The sequence below is a fragment of the Paenibacillus sp. KACC 21273 genome (assembly GCF_028736095.1).
In the GTDB taxonomy this organism is placed as follows: Bacteria; Bacillota; Bacilli; order Paenibacillales; family Paenibacillaceae; genus Saccharibacillus; species Saccharibacillus kyungheensis.
On the sequence record NZ_CP117876.1, the window covers coordinates 65490 to 91482 of the forward strand.

General features: G+C 40.2%; 16 protein-coding genes. 14 read left to right on the plus strand and 2 right to left on the minus strand.

The annotated features are described in order from the left end of the window. Positions 1 to 288 precede the first annotated feature (288 nt). The 4 genes from PQ460_RS00345 (at position 289) to araA (ending at position 6233) form a co-directional block, all read left to right on the plus strand. On the plus strand, positions 289 to 1857 hold the full coding sequence (locus PQ460_RS00345) for an SAM-dependent methyltransferase (protein ID WP_274171363.1): 1569 nt from the start codon (positions 289 to 291) through the stop codon (positions 1855 to 1857). Between the two features lie 532 nt (positions 1858 to 2389). Further along, positions 2390 to 4006, plus strand: a complete 1617-nt coding sequence (locus tag PQ460_RS00350) for a xylulokinase (protein ID WP_274171364.1) — start codon at positions 2390 to 2392, stop codon at positions 4004 to 4006. A gap of 2 nt (positions 4007 to 4008) precedes the next feature. After that, entirely contained in the window at positions 4009 to 4704 is a 696-nt protein-coding gene (locus PQ460_RS00355) for an L-ribulose-5-phosphate 4-epimerase (protein ID WP_069326434.1), read from the plus strand. Positions 4705 to 4814: 110 nt separating this feature from the next. Next, positions 4815 to 6233 carry an L-arabinose isomerase gene (gene araA, locus PQ460_RS00360; RefSeq protein ID WP_274171365.1) on the plus strand — a complete coding sequence of 473 codons (1419 nt, stop codon included), beginning with the start codon at positions 4815 to 4817 and terminating at the stop codon, positions 6231 to 6233. Positions 6234 to 6340: 107 nt separating this feature from the next. On the opposite strand, the gene PQ460_RS00365 is transcribed toward araA, so the two are convergent. Next, entirely contained in the window at positions 6341 to 7846 is a 1506-nt protein-coding gene (locus PQ460_RS00365; RefSeq protein ID WP_274171366.1) for an alpha/beta hydrolase family protein, read from the minus strand. A 457-nt stretch (positions 7847 to 8303) separates the two neighbouring features. Between PQ460_RS00365 and PQ460_RS00370 the strand changes: the two genes are divergently transcribed. The 3 genes from PQ460_RS00370 to PQ460_RS00380 all read left to right on the plus strand — a co-directional run bounded on the left by PQ460_RS00370 (position 8304) and on the right by PQ460_RS00380 (position 15415). After that, a complete protein-coding gene (locus tag PQ460_RS00370; RefSeq protein ID WP_274171367.1) occupies positions 8304 to 9305 on the plus strand; it encodes a glycoside hydrolase family 43 protein in 1002 nt (333 codons plus the stop codon). Positions 9306 to 9670: 365 nt separating this feature from the next. Next, on the plus strand, positions 9671 to 11200 hold the full coding sequence (locus tag PQ460_RS00375; RefSeq protein ID WP_274171368.1) for a malate:quinone oxidoreductase: 1530 nt from the start codon (positions 9671 to 9673) through the stop codon (positions 11198 to 11200). A gap of 306 nt (positions 11201 to 11506) precedes the next feature. Continuing rightward, positions 11507 to 15415 (plus strand): glycosyl hydrolase 53 family protein, encoded by a 3909-nt coding sequence (locus PQ460_RS00380; protein WP_443147184.1) that lies wholly within the window; start codon positions 11507 to 11509, stop codon positions 15413 to 15415. Positions 15416 to 15501: 86 nt separating this feature from the next. Here the strand turns inward: PQ460_RS00380 and PQ460_RS00385 are convergent, their stop codons facing one another. Further along, complete coding sequence (locus tag PQ460_RS00385; protein WP_274171369.1) at positions 15502 to 16173, minus strand: hypothetical protein; 672 nt, start codon at positions 16171 to 16173, stop codon at positions 15502 to 15504. Positions 16174 to 16496: 323 nt separating this feature from the next. Here PQ460_RS00385 and PQ460_RS00390 point away from each other — a divergent pair, with 323 nt between their 5' ends. The 7 genes from PQ460_RS00390 to PQ460_RS00420 all read left to right on the plus strand — a co-directional run bounded on the left by PQ460_RS00390 (position 16497) and on the right by PQ460_RS00420 (position 25893). Next, the gene (locus PQ460_RS00390; RefSeq protein WP_273614245.1) at positions 16497 to 18362 is read left to right on the plus strand and encodes a BglG family transcription antiterminator; all 1866 of its coding nucleotides are present in this window, start codon (positions 16497 to 16499) and stop codon (positions 18360 to 18362) included. Positions 18363 to 18380: 18 nt separating this feature from the next. Then, complete coding sequence (locus PQ460_RS00395) at positions 18381 to 19259, plus strand: ketose-bisphosphate aldolase (protein ID WP_274171370.1); 879 nt, start codon at positions 18381 to 18383, stop codon at positions 19257 to 19259. A 15-nt stretch (positions 19260 to 19274) separates the two neighbouring features. Further along, a complete protein-coding gene (locus tag PQ460_RS00400) occupies positions 19275 to 21203 on the plus strand; it encodes a PTS fructose transporter subunit IIABC (protein ID WP_274171371.1) in 1929 nt (642 codons plus the stop codon). A 298-nt stretch (positions 21204 to 21501) separates the two neighbouring features. Then, the gene (locus PQ460_RS00405) at positions 21502 to 22044 is read left to right on the plus strand and encodes a PadR family transcriptional regulator (RefSeq protein WP_273614242.1); all 543 of its coding nucleotides are present in this window, start codon (positions 21502 to 21504) and stop codon (positions 22042 to 22044) included. An 80-nt stretch (positions 22045 to 22124) separates the two neighbouring features. Then, the gene (locus PQ460_RS00410; RefSeq protein WP_274171372.1) at positions 22125 to 22778 is read left to right on the plus strand and encodes an HlyD family secretion protein; all 654 of its coding nucleotides are present in this window, start codon (positions 22125 to 22127) and stop codon (positions 22776 to 22778) included. Between the two features lie 14 nt (positions 22779 to 22792). Next, the gene (locus PQ460_RS00415; protein WP_274171373.1) at positions 22793 to 24331 is read left to right on the plus strand and encodes a DHA2 family efflux MFS transporter permease subunit; all 1539 of its coding nucleotides are present in this window, start codon (positions 22793 to 22795) and stop codon (positions 24329 to 24331) included. Positions 24332 to 24384: 53 nt separating this feature from the next. After that, positions 24385 to 25893, plus strand: coding sequence for an efflux RND transporter periplasmic adaptor subunit (locus PQ460_RS00420; protein WP_274171374.1), 1509 nt, complete (start codon positions 24385 to 24387; stop codon positions 25891 to 25893). Positions 25894 to 25993 lie beyond the last annotated feature (100 nt).

The following is a 25993-nucleotide window of genomic DNA, read 5'->3' on the forward strand; positions in this document are numbered from 1 at the left end:
TGGTGTTGATTATCTTAAATGAGTAAACTCAAATGAAATATAAAGATATGTAATACATGATAATGATTATCAACCTCAACAATATAGCGTTTTATCTTCTATAGTGTCAATAAAAAAATGGCAATTTTACAAGGAAATTCGCGATAATTCTTCTCTTTTCGCTAAAGTATGTATGCATTGGTATAATAAACTTTTTTACATCACAAGCAGGTAGTGGTTTACAATATATTTATAGATATTTCCACGAAATCGTAAATGATTAATTTCAAGAAAGCAGGATATTATAAAATGACAGAACAGCACCAACAACGTTACCGTTTTAGTGAAGCACCGATATGGAGTCTACAACGCAAATATTATGAAGATGCAGGCTTAGAAGCATGGAGAAACGATCAGGTTCCGCAATATATCACCAGCAATCCAGCAACAGCGATTGCTTATGCGGAAATGATTTTTGCTTTTTTGCAAGATCAGATGAATCAAGGATTAGGGGCAGAACCTGTCTATATTGTAGAATTGGGTGCAGGAGCAGGTCGTCTTGCGTACCATGTGTTATATGAATTGCAAAAGCTTAAAGAATACGCTGGGATCGATATGCCAGAGTATCATTATGTGATGACCGATCTAGCGATGAACAATGTGATCGGGTGGAGAGAGCATCCTGCTTTACAACCATTTATTGAGCAAGGGATTCTTGATTTTGCCCAATTCGATGCGATGCAAAGCGATGCGCTTCATCTAACTGTATCGGGTCAGGTGATTAAGCAAGGGGATCTTACGCAACCGTTACTGATTATTGCGAACTACTTTTTCGATGCGATTCCGCAAGAATTGATCTATGTGGATGAAGGTAGTATTTATGAAGCAGATGTATATATCGAATATTCCAAAACAGGCGCAGAATTTGAAGCGCTGACTACATCGCAACAACTGAATCATATTCATTTAAGTTATGAATACCGCAAAGCACCGGAATATGAGCAAGATGATTATATCTATCGTGATCTGATTGCCATTTATCAAGAACGTCTGGAAGATGCGCATATTTTATTTCCCAAAGTAGGACTCGAATGTCTGGATCGTCTGGATGCGTTATCTCAATCAGGATTTATGCTGTTAACTGCTGATAAAGGAGATCATTTGATAGAAAATTGGGAGTTTGCAGAACCGCCTGAACTGGTGTTGCATGGTAGCTTTTCATTAATCGCGAATTACCATGCGGTGCAATATGTGTTCCAGCAAAAAGGTGCTGAAATCTTATTCGTTCCTCATCATTACAACAATATCAACGTGGGTTGTATTTTACATGTAGGTCAGCCCAAAGCCTATACGAATACACGATTAGCTTATCGTCGTTCAGTTGAACGCTTTGGACCGGATGATTTCTTTAGTCTGAAAATGTGGATTGATCGCCATCTGGATGAGCTAGGTATGCAACAGATTTTAAGCTTTTGGCGCTTAGGCGGGTATGATGCTGAATTCTTTATTCAGACGACCAAGCAACTCTCAGCATTATTGCCAGAAGCCAATGACGAGGAAAAGAAAGACCTCTGGATGGGCATTCAGAAAATGTGGTCATCATTCTATGTGATGCCACAGCGGTATGATCTGGCACTGGATGCTGGTCTGATTTTATTTGAAATGGATATGTTTGAAGAAGCGAAGCAATATCTAGAAATATCGATTGCTCAAGAGCAAGATGAAGTGGTATCGACGGTCTATTATTGTCTGGCGATTGCTTGTCTGGAACTCGATCTGATGGATCAAGCAGAAGAGTACTTGAAGCAATTGCTTGTTCTTGAACCGGATCATGAAGAAGCATTAGCGTTAATGTCGGTGCTGGTGGCTGAACAATAATTGCTAGCATGACTAGATAGATATAAGCTTAATATTCAGAAGCATTAAAGAGACCTAGTATCTCTTTGATGCTTCTTTTATTTGCCCATAAACAGACAATTGCAGATCAATATCTCTAACTTGTACGTACATATTTTATCTATCTCAAAACTTGTTCAGAAATACTAGCAAGAAAGCTATAAATGATCTTAAATACGTTAATAAAAGAGTTAAAAAGGCTTTTTTAGCGCATTTTTACTTGATTTAAGATTTTAGAAAGGAATATCGCAGATGATCTTTCTTACTTGTACTGCAACATAAAGACCTATTTTTATTCTTTTTATGATCAAAAAATACATATCACGTTGACAAATGTACGTACAAAAAATATACTGTAAATGTTACAAAAAAGAAAACGTATTCTTTTTAAAAAGAATATTGGAGATTACCATACTTATAGATAACGTAGCGACTTTGTTCGGAAATATATGCTTTATTCAGCACAGCAATCGTAGTAACACCAGACTGCAAGAAGAGAGGGGACTACATGAGCATGAGTCATGTGGATATGAAAGAAGCGATTATGAGTGGCGAGACTTCGCTCGGGATTGAATTTGGTTCTACCCGAATCAAAGCGGTATTGATCAATAAGCAATTTGAGACGATCGCATCGGGGAGTTATGAATGGGAAAATCTACTAAAAGACGGATTTTGGACATACGATCAAGCAGACATTATTACAGGGATGCAGACAGCTTATCGTGAAATGAAGCAAGAAGTAGAGCGTCAATATGGAATCACGTTACAGACAGTAGGCTCAATTGGATTCTCAGCGATGATGCATGGCTATGTGGCACTGGATCAACAAGGACAATTACTGGTTCCTTTCCGTACATGGCGCAACGCGACCACAGGTGTCGCAGCGAAAGAATTAACCGAATTGTTCCAGTTCAATATTCCTGAACGTTGGAGTATTGCGCATCTATATCAAGCGATTTTGAATCAAGAAGATCATTTGCCTCAGATTGCTTCTCTAACAACATTAGCTGGATACATACACTGGTTGTTAACAGGCAATCAAGCAGTCGGTATCGGCGATGCTTCCGGCATATTCCCGATTGAAGAAGCGACTCATGATTATCATCCATCGATGTTAACTCAATTTAATGAATTGATTGCAGATAAAGGGTACGCATGGAAGATTGAAGATTTGCTTCCTACTGTGTATCGTGCAGGCGAACAAGCGGGTCTATTAACAGAAGCAGGCGCTAAATTGCTCGATACGACAGGAGCACTACAACCAGGTATTCCGTTCTGTCCACCGGAAGGTGATGCTGGAACAGGTATGGTAGCAACGAACAGTGTCAAAAAGCGTACCGGTAATATTTCGGTAGGTACGTCAGTATTTGCAATGATCGTACTGGAAAAAGAATTGTCTAAAGTTCATCCAGAGATTGATATCGTAACAACACCAGATGGTAGCCCTGTCGGTATGGTACATGCTAACAACTGCTCTAGTGATATCAATGCATGGTTAGGATTGTTCAGAGAATTTTCCGAAGCGATGGGATATGAAGCTGATAATGCCAAATTGTTCAGCGTGATGTTTAACAAAGCACTTGAAGCTGATCCAGATGGTGGCGGACTGCTTAGCTACGGTTATTATTCCGGTGAAAATATTACAGGTATCGAAAAAGGTCGCCCGTTATTTGTACGCTCACCAGAAAGTCGCTTTAATCTAGCGAACTTTATGCGTACTCATCTATTCTCTGCGTTCGGTGCATTGAAGATCGGGATGGATATTTTGACGAAAAATGAAAATGTAGCTATTGATAGTATTCTCGCTCATGGTGGTCTGTTCAAAACGCCTGTAGTCGGACAGCGAATCGTGGCAGCCGCTATGAATGTACCGATCTCGGTTATGGCTACGGCTGGCGAAGGTGGCGCATGGGGAATGGCGTTACTTGCTTCATACATGATCAACAAAGACGAACAGGAAAGTCTGGATGTCTTTTTGGAGCAAAAAGTATTCCATGATGTTGTCGGTGAACAAGTACAACCGGATGTATCGGATGTTAAAGGATTTGAAGCATTTATCGAGCGTTACCAGCAAGGACTGGCTATTGAACAAGCGGCTGTAGATCATTTGTTAGAGAATGGGAGGAATTAAGCATGTTAGAGCAGTTAAAAGAAGAAGTCTATCAAGCGAATCTGGAATTACCTAAGCATGGATTGGTCAAATTCACATGGGGTAATGCCAGTGCTGTCGATCGTGAAAGTAATCTATTTGTCATCAAGCCAAGCGGTGTAGATTACGAGACGATGAAACCTAGCGATATGGTCGTTGTCGATCTGGATGGCAATGTAGTCGAAGGCGATATGAGACCTTCTTCCGATACAGCGACTCATGCGGTTCTGTACAAGCATTATCCGCAAATCGGCGGCATTGTGCATACCCACTCTACATGGGCAACAATCTGGGCACAAGCGGGTCTGGATGTTCCTGTAATGGGAACAACACATGCAGATACATTCTATGGCGCTGTGCCTTGTGCACGCTTTCTGAATCAAGCAGAGATTGATCGTGGCTATGAAGCAGAGACAGGCAATGTGATTATTGAGACATTTGAACAACGTGGACTTGATGTGATGGCGATTCCAGCCGTATTGCTTCATGGTCATGCACCATTTACATGGGGTAAAGATGCAAAGTCTGCTGTAGTGAACAGTGTAGTACTGGAAGAAGTCTGCAAAATGAATCTATATGCACGTCAATTGAACAACTTTGCAAAAGAATTGCCACAGAATATTTTGGACAAACATTACCTACGCAAACATGGTAAAGACGCTTATTACGGTCAAAAGTAATATAAAGCAATCGGTTTGAATGTAGACAGTACAAGATATAGTGATTTTTTCAACAAACTCACTTGTAAATAACGCTCACTAATATAATGATGAAAAGAGGATGAAATGATATGTCAGCAACTAAACAATTTTGGTTCGTAGTCGGTTCACAGCATTTGTACGGAGAAGAAGCATTGGGACAGGTAAAAGCGAATGCTCAAAAAATCGCGGATTCTTTAAACGCAAGCGGAGTATTGCCGTATCCATTAGTATTGCAAGATTTGGCAGTAACCGCAGACAAAATCACAAGCATTATGAAAGAAGTTAACTATCGTGACGAAGTAGCAGGTGTCATCACATGGATGCACACATTCTCTCCTGCAAAAATGTGGATTCGCGGTACGAAATTGCTACAAAAACCATTGCTTCATCTAGCAACACAATATAATGAAAGTATTCCTTGGTCTACAATTGATATGGACTTTATGAACTTGAACCAAGCGGCACACGGTGACCGTGAATATGGATTTATCAATGCTCGTCTGGGCAAACAAAACAAAATCGTTGTCGGCTACTGGGAACGTCCAGAAGTACAACAGCAGATCGCTGACTGGATGGATGTTGCATTTGCTTATAACGAAAGCTTCAATATCAAAGTAGCTCGCTTTGGCGATAATATGCGTAATGTGGGCGTAACCGAAGGCGATAAAGTCGAAGCACAAATTCAATTTGGCTGGACAGTCGATTACTACGGTATTGGCGATCTTGTTGAATATGTAAATGCTGTGACTGAACAAGAAATCGATGCACTACTTGCAGAATACAAAGAGTTATATGACTTCGAATATGGTACGTATAGTCAAGAAGCTTGGGAAGCAAGTGTACGTGTACAAGTAAGTTATGAGATCGCTATCAAGCGTTTCTTAGATAACGGTGGATACACTGCATTTACAACTAACTTTGAAGATTTGCATGGTATGAAGCAACTTCCAGGTCTTGCTGTGCAACGTCTAATGGCGCAAGGTTATGGTTTTGCAGGTGAAGGCGATTGGAAAACAGCAGCATTGGATCGTCTAATGAAAGTGATGAGCCATAACGAAAATACAGGCTTTATGGAAGATTACACGTATGAAATGGCAGCAGGTCAAGAAGCGATCTTGCAATCTCATATGTTGGAAGTCGATCCGACTCTAGCAAGTAGCAAACCAAAAGTGGTTGTATCTCCATTAGGAATTGGCGATCGCGAAGATCCTGCACGTCTTGTATTTGACGGTAAAGCAGGCGAAGGTGTAGTGGTATCGATGGCTGACTTTGGTACTCATTACAAATTGCTAATCAACGAAGTGTCTGCATTCGAACCAACAGTTCCTGCACCGAACTTACCGGTAGCACGTGTACTATGGCAAGTAAAACCTAACTTCCAAGACGGCGTACGCGCTTGGATCGAAAATGGTGGCGGTCACCATACGGTGGTATCGTTGAACCTTACAACAGACCAAATCGTAACCTATGCAAAATTAGTAAACTTGGATTATGTCATTATTAAATAACCAATTGAATCAAGTATAGATGTGATAGATGATTGCACATGTAAAGCCGGAGGGTATTGCTGGCTTTACATGTGCTTTTTAGATTAAAAAGATATTTAACCTAGCATTTAAAATAGTGAAGTAACAAATTTTACCTCTGGAAATGTAGGATCTGATCCTTTGATTAACGTTCCACCTTTGTTTTTTAAATGCATATCAAAGAAATCAAGCATATACGCATCTATAATAGAAGAAGCTCGTTCAGGAGCTATTTTGCCTGTAATGCCTATCATTTGGAATAGTGGTGAAATGAACTGCACATCTGTAAAATTTAAATGCTCTGTATTTTGGATATATAACACTTGTCCTCCAAAAGCCAACGTTTCATGGATTCGTTGCCGTTCTAGCTTTTTGTTTTTTCGTTCTTGCACAAACCATTCTTTGCTATTGCCTGTACGTTGAATCTCTTCATCGGTATAGATGTGATGATCGATCACCATTTTGAATTGCTCAAAATTGCTTTGCGAGTTTATAAACAAAAATGGTTTGCGTAATGCTGACCTATGTTGGAGGCGATAAAGACCACCATCAAGGTCTATGCCTGCTGTAATTCGTGGATCATAAGAAGCATCATAAGCCGTCGCTCCGCCGATCGAATGACCGAATACTCCGATATGAGCAAGATCTATTTTGCCTTTGAATAGACTTGGAATAGAGCCGGATTGAAGAAGTTGAAATTGATCCAATACAAAGGTGACATCATCGGTTAATACTTTTCCTAACTTGTCACGATTCGCTCTTTCTGTTGGATAATCATGGTCAGGGGAGAATAAGTGGTCTGTTGTACTGGTGGTGATTCGCCCATCGGGGAATTTTGTAGCAAACGTATTATACGTATGGTCGATAACAGCGACAATATAGCCATGACTTGCGAGATTCTCAGCTTGTGAAGTATGAAGAAATCGGGAAGAAGCGTTACCCGGATTGGCAATAATAAGTGGATATGAGGTCTGTGCGGAAGAGAGAGCACCTTCTGAATAAGAATGACTGGATACGTATTGTAAGTGTTGGAAAGTAAACTCGGGAAGACTATAATTCTTCGCCATATATGGAAGAATAGAAGCGTCCGGTATAAAAGGAACGTATTTACCTGTGTTAGCTTCTGAGGGGTACCATACCTGAACCATCAATTCTCTGTTGCCTTTACTAGAGGTACCAAATATGTCTTGCTGTTGATCATTAGTGAAATGAAAAGTGGTAGTGCTGACAGGCAATGAACCGGTAGGAGCAGGAAGATCGAATACAGGAAAGATGTACAGCAAGCACGCTGTCGCAATCAGTCCAATCATACTAATAAGCCGCCCTAGCACTTTGCCTATTTTCGATGTATATGGTGTAGCTTTTGGCGTTCTGCGAGCATCAATAACAGACCGTATAAGCATTAGTATCGTCAATCCATATAAAAAGAGTAATTGTATCCGGTATCCTTCCACAAGCAGATGGATGATGACCAAAATAAAGCTGATTCCACTGGTGAGAAGTAAAGCTAATTTACGTAGACGAGGATTAGTTACAAACAAACTGGATAATAAACAAATATTCAAAAACAACAATAGTATTTCGAAAAGTCTCATATTCATTCCTCCTACCAATACATGTTGATCCAATAGATAAGATTAATATAGAAGAATGAACAAAGTGTTACGCATTGATTTAGATTACATTTGCCTTACACTCTTGTAAGCTGTATACATTATGCCAAGTGCATAGATGAACTAAGATCAATATACTGTTATTTCACGTGAAACATTGATGTAGAGATAGAAGAATTATAGAATCCATCTGCTCGATATCAAAAAGTGATCTAACAAATCGTGTATACCGAAAAGTGTTTAATTACGGTATAATACTAAATAAGTAGTAAACCTATCTAATTTAGATCATTTTGCTTGCAGATTGAAGATGATTTGAATAGACTTTAAAAGAATAGTACGTACTATCCAACTATTTTGAATAAAGATAATTCATTATGGATACAAGTTACCTTCTCTATTGATTTGAAAGCGTGTTCAATAAAAGGAGCTGATCGCTATGACTGTCTATAATAGTGCTTGTGATGTAAGTCAACCGAAGCAAGGTCACCTGCTTACCGATATTCCTGCTCATGATCCATTTGTGCTGGCAGATGAATCTACAGGTACCTATTATTTGTATACGGGCGCAGTGCCTTCGCTACATGGGGTAGAAGCTTATGGAGTATTAACGTATAGTAGCCAAGACTTGGAGCATTGGGAAGGGCCTTATGTGGTCTTTACAGTACCTGAAGATAGTTGGGCGCATCCACAACATGGAGCATGGGCTCCCGAAGTACACGCTTATCAAGGGCGTTATTATTTATTTGTGACATTGCATCATCAGGATCGGCCGTTAGAAGGTGAACCTGTTCAAGGCTATGCCAAGCATTGGAGAGGCACTGTAATTGCTGTGAGCGATTCACCGACAGGCCCTTTTGAAATGATCCATTCCGAGTCTCCGGTTGTCTCTCCAACCCAGATGACATTAGATGGTACGCTATATATTGATGAACAGAATCAACCCTGGATGGTCTATTGCCATGAATGGATTCAGACAATTGATGGTACGATTGAAGCAGTGCGTCTTACCGAAGATTTGTCTACTGCTGTAGGGGAGCCGATCACTTTGTTACAAGCATCTTCTGCATCATGGATTCAGCAGGATCGTGAACAAAACATATCAGATCATCCAGAAGATGCAGTCTATGTAACCGATGGTTGTCAGTTATATCGTACATCTGGCGGGCATTTGATGATGCTATGGTCAAGCTATGAAAGGAATAGTTATGTACAGACGATAGCTCGTTCGATCAGTGGTACACTTGCAGGTCCGTGGGAACAATTGGAGCCATTAGTGAAAGAAGATAGCGGTCATGGCATGCTGTTCCAGACGTTTGATCAGCAATGGATGTTAATCTTACATCGACCTTTTGACATGCCAGCATCCCGTTGTTATCTATATGAAATAGAAGATACTGGAGATCAATTTCTATTAAAATATCCTGCTCAAACTGTCTAAGGATAGAGAGAAGGTAGCGTTGTATTATAAAGGATACATGACTAACTTAGACGAGTTAGGGTATCCTTTTGACCTACATATTATGTATAATATAACATAATAAAAGAAGGGTATTGCTAGACAAAAGCAAAGTAACCCGATAGACTTTAAGTTGTACGGCTTTTTCAGTCAATCTTCTCATTTTTTACCAGATCAAAATAGTTTATAATGAAGAGATACATGCCGATAATATTTTAAATAGAAGATAATTTGGTTATAATGAATACAGATAACGTATATTCCTGAGTGGAGCTTTGCTTCTGGAATGACCTGGATAGAAGCGCCTGCTCTTTTTTGCAAATATAAAGAGATAAAGGAAGGTTTTTATGAACAGCATACCGAAAAAAACAGACATTATCTTAATTGGTGCCGGAGTCATGAGTGCGACTTTGGGGTCATTGCTTAAAGAGTTAGCACCGGAGTGGGAAATTAAAGTGTTTGAGAAGCTAGCCAGTGCAGGAGAAGAAAGCTCTAACGAATGGAATAATGCAGGAACCGGTCACGCTGCACTGTGTGAACTGAACTATACGTCTGAGAAGCCAGATGGATCGATCGATATTAGCAAAGCGGTGAATATCAACGAGCAATTTCAATTGTCCAAGCAGTTCTGGTCTCATCTAGTGAAGCGCAATATTATCCGTCAACCACAAGACTTTATCAAGCCCATTCCACATATGAGTTTTGTATTAGGACAAAGTAATGTTACTTTTCTCAATAAAAGATTTAAAGCGCTTTCGGCAAATCCGTTATTTCAAGGAATGCAATATTCAGAAGATCCAAACAAGTTAAAACAATGGATTCCTTTGATGATGGAAGGTCGTACATCGACTGAACCGATAGCAGCGACCAAAATCGATTACGGAACTGATGTGAACTTTGGAGCATTAACCCGTATATTATTCGAAGATCTCAAAACTAAAAATGTAGAAATACACTATAACCATATTATTAAAGATATCAAACGTGCTTCTGAAGGTGGATGGGAAGTCAAAGTCCACAATATCAGCACAGGCACAACCGAACATCATATTGCCAAATTTGTCTTTATTGGCGGTGGTGGCGGTAGTCTACCGTTGCTACAAAAAACAGGTATTCCCGAGTCCAAGCATATCGGTGGCTTTCCGGTGAGTGGCGTCTTTATGTCGTGTAAAAATCCTGAAGTGATCGAGCAACATCATGCGAAAGTGTATGGTAAAGCAAAATTGGGAGCTCCGCCAATGTCTGTACCGCATTTGGATACCCGATATATTGGCAACAAAAAAGCGTTATTGTTCGGGCCGTTTGCAGGCTTTTCACCAAAATTTTTGAAAACGGGTTCAAATATGGATCTGATCAATTCGGTCAAACCGAACAACTTGTTCACGATGTTAGCCGCAGGTGCGAAAGAGATGGCACTAACCAAATATTTGATTCAACAAGTGATGCTGTCAAACGATAAACGGATGGAAGAAGTACGTGAGTTCGTTCCTAACGCGAAAAGCGAAGATTGGGAAATCGTTGTTGCAGGTCAACGTGTACAGGTTATCAAAGACACCGAGGATGGCAAAGGCACACTTCAATTCGGGACAGAAGTCGTTAGTGCGGCGGACGGATCGATCGCTGCTTTGTTAGGAGCTTCTCCGGGTGCTTCGACCGCAGTACATGTGATGCTCGATCTGTTCCAGAAGTGCTTCCCACAACGGATGCCAGAGTGGGAACCGAAGCTTAGAGATATGATTCCTTCTTATGGTAAAAGATTGGCGGAACATCCAGACCTGTTCCAGACTATTCATGCGTCAACTTCCGAGACGTTAGGTCTAAGCGATTATCCAGCAACCGAGCTAGATATGGATACCAAAGTATTCAAAAAAGTATAGCTTCACAGCTAGGCTTACTATGCAAATAGGTAGGATAAAAAGGATATCAAATACAGCAGAACCTTTGATCTATTACAGATAAAAGGTTCTTTTTTTGATCAAAATGACATAAATAACCAATCAAAATCGTAGGAATGATATGGATTACTAAAATGCTTGTCTAAAAACACAAAATGTTGCAATCGTCCCATGTCGCTAGTGAAAAGAGGATGCTATAGTGATCACAGCTATATGTAAGCGCTTTACAATGCAAATGAGTGCTTATGTGAAGATATACACATAGGAATAACGGAAGGGGATAAGCAATTGAAAAGAGAGAAAAAGATAGCTTCATTGTTGTTAATGATCGTTATGATAATCGGACTATTACCGATTCACATTACACCTGCTCTAGCAGCAGACACTACTAACAACGCATTGATCCAAAATGGAGGATTTGAAAGCGACTTTTGGAGTGATCATTCCTGGCAAGTGGATGCTTCAGATTGGCAATTCGTCGATATTCAGCAATATGCGTATGCAAATGATTCTTTTATTACACCAGCAGAAGATACGTATGCGTTCAAATATTGGGTAAGCGATCAATCGACAACCGATCAACAAGTCACTGTCAGTCAAAACGTACCTACTTTGTCGGCTGGAAGTTACGAATTGTCTGTACAGTCGATGGGCGGTACGGGAGCAGAAGCCGGTCATGTTCAATTGTTCGCAGGCAATGAGCAAAGTAAAGAAGTCGCCACGACAGGCTACAATCAGTGGGGTACAGTAACATTGAAATTTGTACTAACCGAGCCGACATCCAATCTCAAGATAGGAGCTAGAATCACAGGTGGAGCAGGAGCATGGGGATACCTTGATGCAGTGAAGTTGAAGCAGACAAGTACCGATACTTCTACCCCTGTAACAGCAGATATTTTTGTGCAAAAAGTACAGGGATTGAAGTCTGATTTTATCAAAGGTGTCGATGTGTCGAGTATTATTTCACTAGAACAAAGTGGAGTGCGTTTTTATAATGAGCAAGGAATAGAGCAAGATATATTTACCACGTTAAAACAATCCGGTGTGAATTATATTCGTGTGCGCATCTGGAATGATCCGTATACGGCGGAGGGCAAAGGATATGGCGGTGGAGATAATGATCTTACCAAAGCGATCCAAATGGGAAAACGAGCAACAGCCAATGGCATGAAATTGTTAGTCGATTTCCATTATTCTGATTTCTGGGCTGATCCGGGCAAGCAACATATCCCAAAAGATTGGGAAAATCTATCGCTTGCTGATAAAGAGCAAGCTGTCTATACGTATACCAAAACTAGCCTGCAACAGATTATTGACGCAGGGGTTGATGTAGGCATGGTACAGGTCGGTAATGAGACCAACCAATCATTTATCGGCGAAAATAACTGGGTCAATATTAGCAAATTGTTCAATCAAGGCAGTCAGGCGATACGTGCAGTTGATCCTCATATTCTGATTGCTTTGCATTTTACCAATCCAGAGACACCGGGTCGTTATCTGTCGTATGCCAAAGAACTGTCTGAACAAGGGGTAGACTATGATGTATTTGCTAGTTCATATTATCCGTTCTGGCATGGCACACTTAGCAATCTAACTTCTGTATTGAAGCAAGTCGCTGATACGTATGGCAAAAAAGTAATGGTGGCTGAAACGTCTTATGCGTATACTGCTGAAGATGGCGATGGACATGAAAATACAGCACCTCGCAGTTCTGGACAGACGCTCGATTACCCGATCAGTGTTCAAGGGCAAGCAACATCGGTGCGTAACGTAATCCAAGCGGTATCACAAGTTGGAGACGCAGGAATCGGTGTATTTTACTGGGAGCCTGCATGGTTACCGGTAGGACCGAAAGAAAATCTAGAGCAAAATAAAAAACTTTGGGAACAATATGGATCAGGGTGGGCGTCTAGTTATGCCGCAGAATACGATCCTGATGATGCAGGTAAATGGTATGGCGGTAGTGCTGTCGATAATCAGGCGTTGTTTGATTTTGCAGGTCATCCATTACCTTCGCTCAATGTATTCAAATATGTAAATACAGGAGCTGTCGCAGCACTCCAAGTCGATCAGGTACAGACTGTGAATATCACTGTCAATGCAGGTGATCCGATCATATTACCTACGGTAGTCACAGCGACTTATAACGATGGTAGTACAGGTACGTTATCGGTAAGCTGGGATCAGCAAGCGTTACAAGAAGCAGTCAGTAAAGGTGCAGGTCAGTATACGATAAAAGGTACGACGACAGGTGGACATATTGCAAAAGCGGTACTGGATATTCGCCGTCCTAATCTACTGCTAAATGGTGGATTCGAACAAAGCGATCGCAGTATGTGGAAGATTACGTATGGTGATGGAAGCACACCGCATACTGATTTCCAGAACAAAGCTTCAGATGCTAAATCCGGTCAATACTCGCTTCATTTCTATTCAGCAGATGGTGTGAATTTTCAAGTGAAGCAGACTGTACAAGGATTGAAGCCAGGTTATTATGATCTTTCAATGGCGATTCAAGGTGGCGATGCTTCAAATGCAAACATGGCATTATTCGCATCAACGACTGGACAAGAAGTACAAGCAGAGACAGGTGTTAAAGGCTGGGTACAATGGAATCAGCCAGAACTGAAAGAGATTAAAGTGACCGATGGGATGTTAACGGTAGGCGCGACGATTCAAGCAGGCGGTGGAGCATGGGGATCACTAGATGATTTCTATCTGACCTTTGTACGTGATTTAGAAGACACTATACCGGATAATGGTTCAACGCCAACACCCAATCCTGTGCCGAATCCAGAACCAACACCTTCTCCAAGTCCAGATCCTACCCCAACCACAGGTAACTCTTCCAGCAAAGGTGGCGGTGGTTCTTCAGTAGCGACTGAAAATATTATTGCTTATGTAGACGGCGGGAATAGTACATCGTTAGCTAATATTACAATTAAGCGCACCACACTTGCAGATGGTAGCAAAAAAGACACAGTCAATTACGAAGTATCTCAAGCACAAGAAGCGGTGCAAAAAGTCAAAGCAACAGGTAAATCGACGGTACGTCTGGTTATGCCTGACGCTAATAATGAAGTGAGTCAATTACAATTTGGTCTACCTCAAGCTACGGCTACTCTTTTAGCAGAGAACCAGATGAATCTGGAAGTGTATACGAATCATGCACGGTTAAGCTTACCTGTAGCTACTTTGTCTACAGTAAAGGAAGATCGTCAATTTACAGTGCGTCCGTTGCCACAAAATACAGCGATTCAAGCAGTACAAGATCGTGTGCAAAAAGACAGTCTGGTGCAAGCTAAGATCGGCAATGGAACAGTACAAGTGATCGGAACACCTGTAGAAATCGATACCAATCTACAAGGATCATCGGTCAATCTAGTACTTCCTTTACTACCACAAGCTTTGCCAGTATCGGCAACAGATATTCAAGCATTTCTGAATCGTCTGATGATCTATATCGAGCATAGCGATGGAACCAAAGAACTGGTACAGCCTACAGTAGTGTCCGAAGGAAATATACCGACAGGGCTACAATTTAACGTCAGCAAATTCAGTACATTTACAATTGTGCATCTGGATTCTTCTGTACCGACTACTGAAGGAACACAAAGCATTCCAGTGACAAAGTCGTATATGCAAGGATATCCTAATGGAACATTTCAGCCTGGTGGAAAAGTGACGCGTGCAGAGTTAGCTTCTATCTTGTCTCGTCTGGGAGAGGAGCAATTAGCATCGTCTTCGGCTGTACTTACTCAGACACCAGCATATACAGATGTGGTCGCTGGCAAATGGAGTACCGAAGCGATCCAGAAGGTAACTGGTGCAGGTTGGATGCAAGGATATAATAAGACTACATTTGCACCAGAGCGCCCGATAACTAGAGCTGAAATCGCAACCGTTATCGCACGTTGGATGAAGCTTAGTGGAACAGGAGCGACTTTTGCAGATACCCAAAGGCACTGGGCAGCCGTAGCGATTGCTCAAGTTCAGCAAGCAGGCTACATGCAAGGGATGCCAGATGGAACATTCAAGCCGAACCAGACATTAAGTCGTGCAGAAGCAGTCACTTTGTTCAATCGCGTATTGAAGATAGCGCCTGCAACGGGTACAACATTGTCGAACTGGTCAGATGTTCCAGCATCTCACTGGGCATTTGCAGATATTATGACAGCAACAGCAAAAACTCCATAAAAAGTATACGACGATAAACTAAAAAAACGTTCTGGCTATATGCTGGAACGTTTTTTGTTATCTTGCTCGTATTCATAAGGTTTTGATCAGTTTATATAATTTTTTTTCCATTCTCTTTCCATCAAAACGTTCCCATCTTTATCAAGCATAGTTACTTTTTTAAGATCCTTATATCCAGCTGTATAAAAGTCCATATATAAATCTTTTCCTTTTTCGATAGGTATTATTTTTAAGCTGTGATCTGTATATTCTAAAGTAACTCTAGTAATATTTTTATTATTTACATAACCATATGTAACATAATACTTTTGCATTTGATCAGAATGGATAGGTACAGAAGTTTTTCCAACTGTAGAAGCGATCTCACCTGGATTGGTTTTTAATCTAGTATTTTCAAAGGAATTAATGTGATACCATTTATTATTTTCTCTCCATGTGATGTATATGCCAGAGTAATCAACCGAGTGATGAGTGAATTTGTAAGTAGCAAAGGTCGTTTTACCATGATTGACTTGTTCTACAACTTGTAAAGAATCTTGAATAGAAATATCGTATTTTTCTTTGGTCATAAGAATAATTAAATCTTTCAAAGTATCCTGTCCCTTGATCATAAGATTATTTGGGATTTGATTTTGATGGAGTGTAATATCTTCGATTGAAGCCTTTTCAGATAGTTCTGGATGATCTTCTTTTGGCGCAGATTGCATACAAGCGGTTAGTAAACATACAAGTAGTGCTAAAGAGAATAGCTTTTTCATAAATAATGAACCTCCAAATGCAAATGATAGTATGTAATAGAAACGATGGGCGTAACAGCAACTATAACTTTATATGTATTTTTTTACAAATTTAATCATTCAACAATATTACTATTATATCTATTTCAAGCCAGCCTTGATCAAGGTTGGCTTTTTTGCTGTTCCTTTTTCAAAAAAAGATTCTTAAATAGTGAAGTCCCTTAGATATTTAAAAAGTAGGTATCATAGAACAAACAACGAATCACTTCCTAACTATTAGGAAACACTATAGGCTTGGTGTAAATAAAGCGCTTGCATTAGTATAAATGCGAGGAGGAAAACAAATGCGGAAACGTTACATTAAGCTATTGGAGCATTTAAAACAATCGGAGCATGACTTTGTGAGTGGGAGCGAATTAGCTAATCTATTTGATGTAACGACGAGAACGATACGCAATGACATCAAAGAAATCAACGAGAATTATTTAGATAAAGCGATCATCACGGGTAACACTCGCAAAGGATATAAGCTTGTCGGAGATTTATCGAATCTCCATCAGAATGAAGATGATTACGAAGAGCGAGCTTTTCATATTATTAAAGCGTTGCTGTCTCAGACAGACTTTATCACCTATGAAGATTTAGCCAAAAATCTTTACTTTTCTACACAAACGATTCGTAAAGATGTACAAAAATTACTACAGACGATTCAAGCGGAAAAGCAAAATATTGAGATCGAAGCGATTATTTTTCAAGGTATACGACTCAAAGGAAGCGAAGTCGAAAAACGGATTTTGCTCAAAAAGCTGGTCACTGCTGATTGTCTCAAACGCATGTCGTTAGATGAAGCATTACAGTATTATTTTGGCGATTGGTTTAACGAATCAGCGATTACTTTTATCTACAATTGTATTGAGGAAGAAGTGGCACGATATCAATTGCTACTGAGTTCGCAGGAATTATTTTCGATCTGTGTCAATGTACTGATCAGCCTCAAGCGGGTTGAATTGGGACAACCTATCGCAGAACAAGATATGCGACTCGATCATACAAGTTTTGAAGAATTGCGTATCGCGCGCTCTATTTTGAACCGTCTGACTCAGGAGTTAAAGACTCCGTTTGATGAATACGAATATCAGTATTTAGGCTATCTGCTGATTGCGCTACAGATTTTACCGAAAAAAAATGAAGGTATCGAGCATGAACAATCCAATGAGATTGAAGCCAAAATCAGAGCAGTCATCCAGCATGTTGGAGAGCAGTATGGATTTGTGAGTTATAAAAATGAAGAACTATTTGATCGACTACTGGCTCATATTACCAAGTCTTTATATCCGTTAAAATATTACTTTCCTGTCGAAAATCCTTTTATTGCTCAAATAAAATCAGAATATACCAATGCTTATAATATTGCGGTTGTGTTAGCGAAAGAATTGCAATTTTGCTTAAATATCAAAATCCCTGAAAATGAGATCGGTTATTTGACTCTTCATATCATGGGTATTATCGAGAACTCTCAAGAAACCCGCAAACGAATCGCTATTATTTATGGTAAAAATCCGTTAGTCGGGAAGCTGTTAGAACGCAAAATCAATCTATATTTTCCGAATATCAAAATTGATAGTCTGCTCGCCAATCATGAAATTCATCTTCTACCTGAAGGGATTGAAACGATTATTACGACAAGCGAGATTGCCGAGCAACACCATCTGGATGCTCAAAATATTATTGTCGTTAGTGAAATGATTACCAGTGAAGATATGAAAAATATTTCGATCCAGTTAAATCGAGGATTGCTGAAATATTATTTATCACCGAACGATCTCTTTTTCTTAGATGAAGATCAACCTATCGATTTATTGAAAACCCTTACAGAATTAGGAGACATTCAACATTTGTATACCAGCATTCTGGAACGGGAAAAAATGTCGAGTACCAATATTGGAAATTTGGTAGCCATGCCCCATCCTTTTGATTGTGGAGATAACAAAAAATTACGTGTACTCGTGGCGATCAATAAGCAAAAAATATTATGGGGCGATAAGATGGCACAGATCATTTTTCTTTTTATCCCACCCAAAAATCAAAAGGTGAACAACACCAAATTTTTTGAAGAAATTTACGATGTGTTCAAGCAGACCAATATGACAGAGAAACTACTCAATATTACAAATTACGATGAATTTTTGGAAGTCTGGTCTTCCAAATAACCCTTAGGAGGAAATGATATGTTAATCAATATGAGAGATTTACTTAAAGTGGCGTATGAGAATAAATTTGCAGTCGGGTCTTTTAATGTAGCGAATAGTGAGTTTGTCAAAGTCGTGATCAATGCCGCAGAAGCACAAAATTCTCCTGCTATTATGCAGATTCATCCTAATGAAATTGATCTGGTGACAGATAGTTTTGTCGCTTATGTACGTGAAGCCGCATCCAAATCGAAAGTGCCGTTTGTTATTCATCTGGATCATGGCGCAAGTATCAAAGATATCACCCGCTCGATTCGTAACGGTTATACCTCTGTCATGATGGATGCTTCGCATTTACCATTTGAAGAAAACATTGCAGCTACTCGTGAAGCGGTAGAATTAGCACATCTAGTCGATGTATCGGTTGAAGGTGAGCTGGGAACGATCGGTAGTAATGAAGGTAGCTCCGAAGGTGGAGCTGACGAGATTCTGTATACCAACCCAGATGAAGCCGCGGTTTTTGTAGAACAGACAGGTATCGATACACTGGCGGTTGCAATAGGAACGTCTCATGGTATTTATCCGCAAACCAAAGACCATTCGATCAAAATCGATCGACTCAAACAAATCCATGAAAAAGTGAAAATTCCGTTGGTGTTACATGGTGGATCAGATAATCCAGATGAAGAGATTCGAGAAGCCGTGAAGCATGGTATTGCCAAAATTAACTTATCTACAGATATGAAGCGAGCCTTTTACAATCAATTAAGAAAAACACTGGATGCGAATCCAAATGCGTATGAGCCTGATTTCTTAATGCCTGAAGCGACGCAAGCAGCAACAGAATTGGTGAAGAAAAAAATGGATCTATTCGGCTCAACAGGCAAAGCGCCACTTTACAAATTGGGAGAGCTATAAAAGGAGTGATCGATCATGAAGATTTCTAGTGTGTTACAACCGGAAAATATCATATTGGATGTCACAGCTACCACCAAAGCAGAATTGATCGATGAATTGGCGCAAAAGTTAAATGATAATGGTTATTTAAGCGATATGGAGCAATTTAAAAAAGATATCTGGGCGCGTGAAGAACAGGTGCCAACAGAAGTAGGATTTGGCATAGCTATTCCTCATGCCAAGTCCGCAGGTGTAAAAGCCCCGGCGATTATTATGGGGCGATCGCTCAGCGGTATTAATTACAGTACAGAATCATGCAATCTGTTTTTTATGATTGCGGTCGATCAACATTCTTCGTCTGAACATTTGCAGACTTTATCCAAAATTTCGACCTTTTTGATGGATGAATTATTCAGAGCAAAATTGATTTTGGCTCGTGATCGGGAAGAGATTGTACGATTATTTGAACAAGCAGAAGAACAAGATGCACAAGCACTTCATAGCCATAAGAAGCATGCAGGCAAAAAAATAGTCGGCGTTACCGGTTGCCCTACCGGGATTGCACATACTTTTATGGCGGCAGAATCATTAAAAAATGCAGCTCAAGAATTAGGCGTACAGATTAAAGTCCAGACCAATGGCTCCACAGGTGTTGAAAATGAATTAACCGCAGACGATATTGAGCAAGCCGATGGAATTGTAGTCGCTGCTGATGTCAAAGTCGATATGAGTGTATTTGGCGACCGTAAAGTAGTCCAGACTTCAGTCAAAAACGGTATTCATCATGCCAAAGATCTGATCGAAGAAGCGATCGCAGGTAAAGGGGTCGCTCAGAATCAAGGTCAATCCAATCTCAAAGAAGCCAAAGAAAAAACACGTCTCAAACAGCCTAAAATCTATAGCCATATTATGAATGGTGTCTCCTTTATGATTCCATTCGTTGTCGCTGGCGGCATATTGATTGCGCTCTCATTTATGTTCGGCATTCATGCGGCTGATCCTAATAGCCCTGATTATAATGCATTTGCTGCTTTTCTCAGTACAGCAGGTGGTAGTGCAGCCTTTGCATTAATGGTTCCTGTACTTGCAGGTTACATTGCATATAGTATTGCAGACCGTCCGGGTCTAGCCCCTGGTATGATTGGCGGAATGCTGGCTACACTTGGCGGATCAGGATTTCTCGGCGGGATGTTAGCTGGATTTATCGCAGGTTATAGTATTTTAGCAATCAAACGATTGGTGAGAGGCATTCCAGACTCTTTGCAAAGTTTATCACCAGTACTGATTTTGCCATTAGTCGGCTCGTTTGTGACCGCTCTGATTATGTACTTTGTCGTCAATACACCAATGGCATGGATTAACGTATCGTTGCAAGGCTGGCTGAATAGCTTAACAGGTACCAATGCGATATTGTTAGGTGCTTTACTTGCGGGTATGATGGCATCCGATATGGGTGGCCCGATTAACAAAACAGCGTCTGCTTTTGGATTGGCGATGTTTGCCAATCAGATTTTTGAACCGTCAGCAGCTCTGATGGTAGGTGGAATGGTTCCACCGCTCGGGATCGCACTAGCGACCACATTATTTAAAAATAAATTCTCAATCGAAGAACGTAATGCAGGCAAAGCCGCTTATGTGATGGGCGCATCTTTTATTACCGAAGCCGCTATTCCTTTTGCCGCTAATGATCCTTTACGGATTATTCCAGCGAATATTATCGGGGCAGCAATCGGTGGCGGAATGTGTATGGCACTGGGCATTTCGCTTCAAGCTCCACATGGAGGAATCTTCGTAATACCGATTGCGGCAAGTAATCCACTGCTGTATATTCTATGTATTGCTGTCGGGTCTGTAGTGACTGCTTGTATTATTGGCTTTTTGAAAAAGCCGATGTATAGCGCTACTAAGCAAACCGAAGACAAAGTCGATTCCAATCCAGTATCTCCAACGATCAAATCTGCTTAATATTATATAGATACACAGCTAGCGCAAAGAGTAGAACCTTTTACATCTACGTAAAAGATTCTACTCTTTTTTGTTCATATATTGCCCTATTCATACTCAAATACATTACATACCTAATTAAATGGCTAAAAGTATTGACAGTCTTCAAAAAATTACATAGAATAAATCTGTTCATTACTCTGTACAGAGTAATCTATACAAAGTATATTTTCGGGGGAAAGACATCTACTGTATAAAAATAAGCGACATCAATATGTCTTTTATAAAAAATGAACGTGCAATGAAAGGATGAACTCTATTGTCTTTACAAATTTTTATTTTAGGACGACTTCATGAACAGGATTATCACCCGTACGATATCAAAAAAAGTATTAATAATGCTGGTGAAAATCTAGTTCGCGTAACAGACGGTAATCTGTATTACAATTTCGAAGCCTTACAGAAAAAAGGATATGTTCAAAAAGTAAATACAGTGCAAAACGACAACCGTCCTGAAAAAACCAATTACGCGATTACCGAAAAAGGCAAACAAGCACTCAAAGATATGATTTATAAAAGTTTTAAAAACGCTGATGATGTGCGGTCTTTATTTGCTTCTTTGTTATTTGTACATTTGGTCGATACGAATAAGTTGATCTATTCCACACTCGAAGTGATTGAGAACATCGAAAAAGAGCTGGCGTACTTAGAAGCGAATGCCGATCATCCGTTGCCGGAATATATTTCACCAGAGCAACAAGAAATGGCCCTTTTTATGAAAGATTACAAATCTGAAAAGCAAAAAGTCGAACTGAAATCTTTTAAAAAATTACTATCTTTATTAGAGCAAAAACAGTCTTGATCTACGGTATCTTTTGGCGCTAAAGATCAATATGAGAGCTATCAATTATTCAAAACTTTTAGACTGCTGAGGTGGAATGTGTGAAGAAAAAGATTGTTTTAATCATTTTATTGGTTCTACTGGTAGTAAGCGGTGGAGCGCTCGGTTATTACTATTGGTATCAAGGAAGTCATTTTGTCAAAACAGAAGATGCACGTATCAGTGCAGATCAGTACAAAGTCATGCCTCAGCTAACCGCACGCTTAGATCATATTGATGTAGAAGAAGGCGATATTCTTAAAAAGAATGAACCGATCGCTGAACAAGATGTCTCCGGTCTAGAAGCTAGTGATATTAGCAAATCTGTAGTACGTTCACCGATTGACGGCACTGTACTTAAAGTACAATCCAAAGAACGTGAAATGGGATCACCCAGTGCAGCGATAGCCATTATGGCTGATATGAAAAATCTATACGTCTCTGCCAATATCGAGGAAACAGATATTAACCGTATTAAGCTAGGTGCGCGGGTAGATATCACTCTGGATACTATCGAAGGCGAAAGTATTCAAGGAAAAGTTCGCAAAATCGGACAAGCTTCAAATTCGGTATTTTCTGCGATTCCTGCTACCAATACAAGTGGTAACTTTAACAAAGTCACCCAACGGATTCCGATCGAAATTGCTTTAAATGTACCGGATGGATTGACACTAATTCCCGGCACAAATGTTGAAATAAAAATCTATACACAGTAAAAGGAGGAGTCTCTGTGGCTTCTAATGAAATCGCTGTTGCTCCTTCCTTGGATACCTCATCCAAAGAACGCTGGCTTGCTTTCTTCGCTATTGTTCTTGGTGCTTTTATTGCTGTACTGAATAATAGTCTGATCAACGTAGCTATTCCGCAATTAACAACAGATCTAGGATCAACGACCACTCGAATTCAATGGGTGATTACAGGGTACACACTGGCTTCAGGTATTATCGTGCCGATCACCGGATTTATGGAGCGCAAAGTCGGTTATAAAAAATTCCTGATAGGTGCCTTATCAGTGTTTACTCTGGGCACAGCCTTTTGTATTTTTGCATGGAATGATATGTCGCTAATTATTGCTCGTATTATTGCCGGGCTTGGTGGTGGGGTTATTATTCCACTAAGTATGACGATTATTTATAAAATTATTCCGCGTGAGCAAGTAGGGATGGCGATCGGTATTTGGGGGATTTCAGCAATGGCGGCTCCTGCGATTGGGCCTACACTAAGTGGATATTTGATCGAATGGTTTAACTGGCGCTTTCTATTTATCGCCTGTGTGCCGATTGCATTATTCGCTATTCTGATGGTGATTCTGTTGATCAAAGAACCACCCAAAAGTGAACCGATTAAATTCGATATGCTGGGCTTTATATTAGCAGGAACATGTGCAGGTACATTATTGTACGCATTATCGAATGGCTCTTCTAAAGGATGGACATCTTTTGAAATTGTAGGCTTGCTGTTTATCTCGGTCTGGTCATTGATCTTTTTGATCGTTGTCGAATCCGGTAAAGATAATGCTGTTATCGATGTATCTTTATTTAAAAATTATAAATTTACGATCAGTGTTATTACCTCTAGCTTTGTCATGATGGGGATGTATGGCGGAACATTTTTGGCTCCTGTATTTTTGCAAAGTGTACAGTCGTACTCGGCGATTGATACCGGCTTGATCTTACTTCCGCAAGCATTAGCGATGGCGATTGTGATGCCATTTGCAGGTAAATTACTCGATAAAGTAGGGATTGTGCCTATAGGGCTAGTCGGCTTGACGTTAACCAGTCTGATGACATTCCATATGTACAGCCTGTCTCCTCAGACTTCTCGTACGTGGTTCGAAACGGTTACAGTGCTGCGCGGAATTGGGATCGGAATGTGTCTAATGCCTTTGTCTACTGTAGGTATGAATGCTGTTGCACCGGAAAAAGTAGCTAATGCTTCTGCGGCATCCAATCTGATTCGTACAATTGCTGGTTCTATCGCTATTGCGATTTTGACCTTTATTATGCAAAGTCGAACAGCTTTACATGGTCAACATATTGCTGAATCGATTACGACAGATGGTGCGCAGACCTTGCAATCTACACTCGGTAGCTCATGGGTATCTTCGTTAACCGGTATGATTTCTCTGGACGCGTACTCACGCGGAATTGCCGATACATTTGTGATCTCTTCGATTCCACTATTTTGCTCGATTCCGTTAATTTTGTTGTTTATCAGCAAACGCAAACCGAAAGCACCGAAAGAAGAAGTTATTTTAGCCAAAGCCTAAGGTGACAACAGATAAATATGTTCAGGAATGTTCTTATAGAAAGGAAAGAAGCGATGAAAATCAAAAAGTGGGAAGTTACAGCCGCTGCCTTAATAGTAAGTAGTATGATGTTAGCGGGTTGTTCTAGTGGTGAACCGGTTCAAGCGATGAATGTCACTGTCAAAGTCAGTCAGGCGCAAAAAGGAATGATCGGACAAGGCGAAATCTATACAGGCACAGTCACCCCTTCAGAGACAGTAAATATTATGCCCAAAATATCAGGTAAAGTCTCGGCTATCTCTGTCGATATTGGAACAGAAGTGAAAAAAGGGCAGGTCTTATTCAAATTAGAGGACGACGATCTTCGTAACAATCTCAAAATTGCTCAATCGAATGTAGAAGCAGCGGCAGCAGGAGTGACCACTGCTAAAGATTCACGTGAATCCGGAATGGTCTCTGCCAATTCAGGTGTAGTCAGTTCTAAAGGTGGCGTTATTTCGTCTAAAAGCGCGATCGATCAAGCGACAGGTGGAATGAATCAAGCGCAAGCAAGTGTCAATCAAGCTCAAACAGCGCTCAAGCAAGCACAAACGGCTATCTCAACAGCGACGAATACGATTAAGCAGACTCAAGAAAATGTAACTACTGCGCAAAAAACAGCATCACGTACGCAATCATTATTCAATAACGGTCTAGCGACACAAGCAGAATTAGAACAGGTAACGGCTGCTGTCGTTACCGCACAGACCGCTTATCAGAATGCTCTAAATACCAAAGCCAATGCAGAAGAACAACTGGTCGCTGCTCAAAATGCTCTAGGTACTGCGCAAAAAGGATTATCGACTGCTCAAAGTGCATATGAAAATGCAACCAGCAGTTATGAGAATGCCAATAGTGGTTACAGCAATGCTCAGCGTCAACTGGATGTGGCTCAAAGTACAGCAGGTATCTCCGCTAGTGAGCAAAAAGTAGCGCAAGCTCGATTGAATGTCAACATCGCTCAAGATAATCTCAAAAATGCAGTAGTCACTTCACCGATTAACGGCATCATTACTACCAAAAATGCAGAAACCGGTGAAATGGTCGCTCCTTCTGCACCTTCGCTTGTGATTGCAAATCTTAGTACAGTGAATATGTTGATCTATGTACCGGCAGATCAGATCAATCGTATTCAAGCAGGAGATCGTGTACAGGTGCGTGTAGCTTCATCCAACATTTTGACGACAGGTAAAGTGAAAAACATAAACTCTATTGATAGCAGTGGAAATGGTTATCCTGTTCAAGTAGCTGTCTCCAATGCAGATAACAAACTCAAACCGGGGATGCTGGCAGATGTAAGCTTTATCGGTAAAGATGCCAAAGAAGGAATTATCGTACCTACCAAAGCGATTCAAAAAGACGGTAACACTTCTTATGTCTATGTAGCTGTCAATAACAAAGCGATTCGTAAAGAAGTAAAAGTAGGCAGTGAAGTAGGTTCTCAGACGTTGATTACTAGCGGATTAAAAGATGGGGATAAAGTTATTCAAAATAATATAGCACTACTTAGTGATCAAGGTACGGTTACAGTAAGTGGAGATTAAACTGTTCAGTATATTTAATTAGTTCTAAAAACCGTTCTATCTTTGTATAGAGCGGTTTTTTGCTGTGTAATTGTATAAAATAGATGGTAATGAATCTTTT

What these genes read in the sequence shown, in the direction of transcription:
- PQ460_RS00350 (WP_274171364.1), top strand. Translation starts at nt 2,390, where the DNA reads ATGAGTCATGTGGATATGAAAGAAGCGATTATGAGTGGCGAGACTTCG.
- PQ460_RS00355 (WP_069326434.1), top strand. Translation starts at nt 4,009, where the DNA reads ATGTTAGAGCAGTTAAAAGAAGAAGTCTATCAAGCGAATCTGGAATTA.
- PQ460_RS00400 (WP_274171371.1), top strand. Translation starts at nt 19,275, where the DNA reads ATGAAGATTTCTAGTGTGTTACAACCGGAAAATATCATATTGGATGTC.
- PQ460_RS00390 (WP_273614245.1), top strand. Translation starts at nt 16,497, where the DNA reads ATGCGGAAACGTTACATTAAGCTATTGGAGCATTTAAAACAATCGGAG.
- araA (WP_274171365.1), top strand. Translation starts at nt 4,815, where the DNA reads ATGTCAGCAACTAAACAATTTTGGTTCGTAGTCGGTTCACAGCATTTG.
- PQ460_RS00395 (WP_274171370.1), top strand. Translation starts at nt 18,381, where the DNA reads ATGTTAATCAATATGAGAGATTTACTTAAAGTGGCGTATGAGAATAAA.
- PQ460_RS00420 (WP_274171374.1), top strand. Translation starts at nt 24,385, where the DNA reads ATGAAAATCAAAAAGTGGGAAGTTACAGCCGCTGCCTTAATAGTAAGT.
- PQ460_RS00385 (WP_274171369.1), bottom strand. Translation starts at nt 16,173, where the DNA reads ATGAAAAAGCTATTCTCTTTAGCACTACTTGTATGTTTACTAACCGCT.
- PQ460_RS00365 (WP_274171366.1), bottom strand. Translation starts at nt 7,846, where the DNA reads ATGAGACTTTTCGAAATACTATTGTTGTTTTTGAATATTTGTTTATTA.
- PQ460_RS00375 (WP_274171368.1), top strand. Translation starts at nt 9,671, where the DNA reads ATGAACAGCATACCGAAAAAAACAGACATTATCTTAATTGGTGCCGGA.
- PQ460_RS00345 (WP_274171363.1), top strand. Translation starts at nt 289, where the DNA reads ATGACAGAACAGCACCAACAACGTTACCGTTTTAGTGAAGCACCGATA.
- PQ460_RS00370 (WP_274171367.1), top strand. Translation starts at nt 8,304, where the DNA reads ATGACTGTCTATAATAGTGCTTGTGATGTAAGTCAACCGAAGCAAGGT.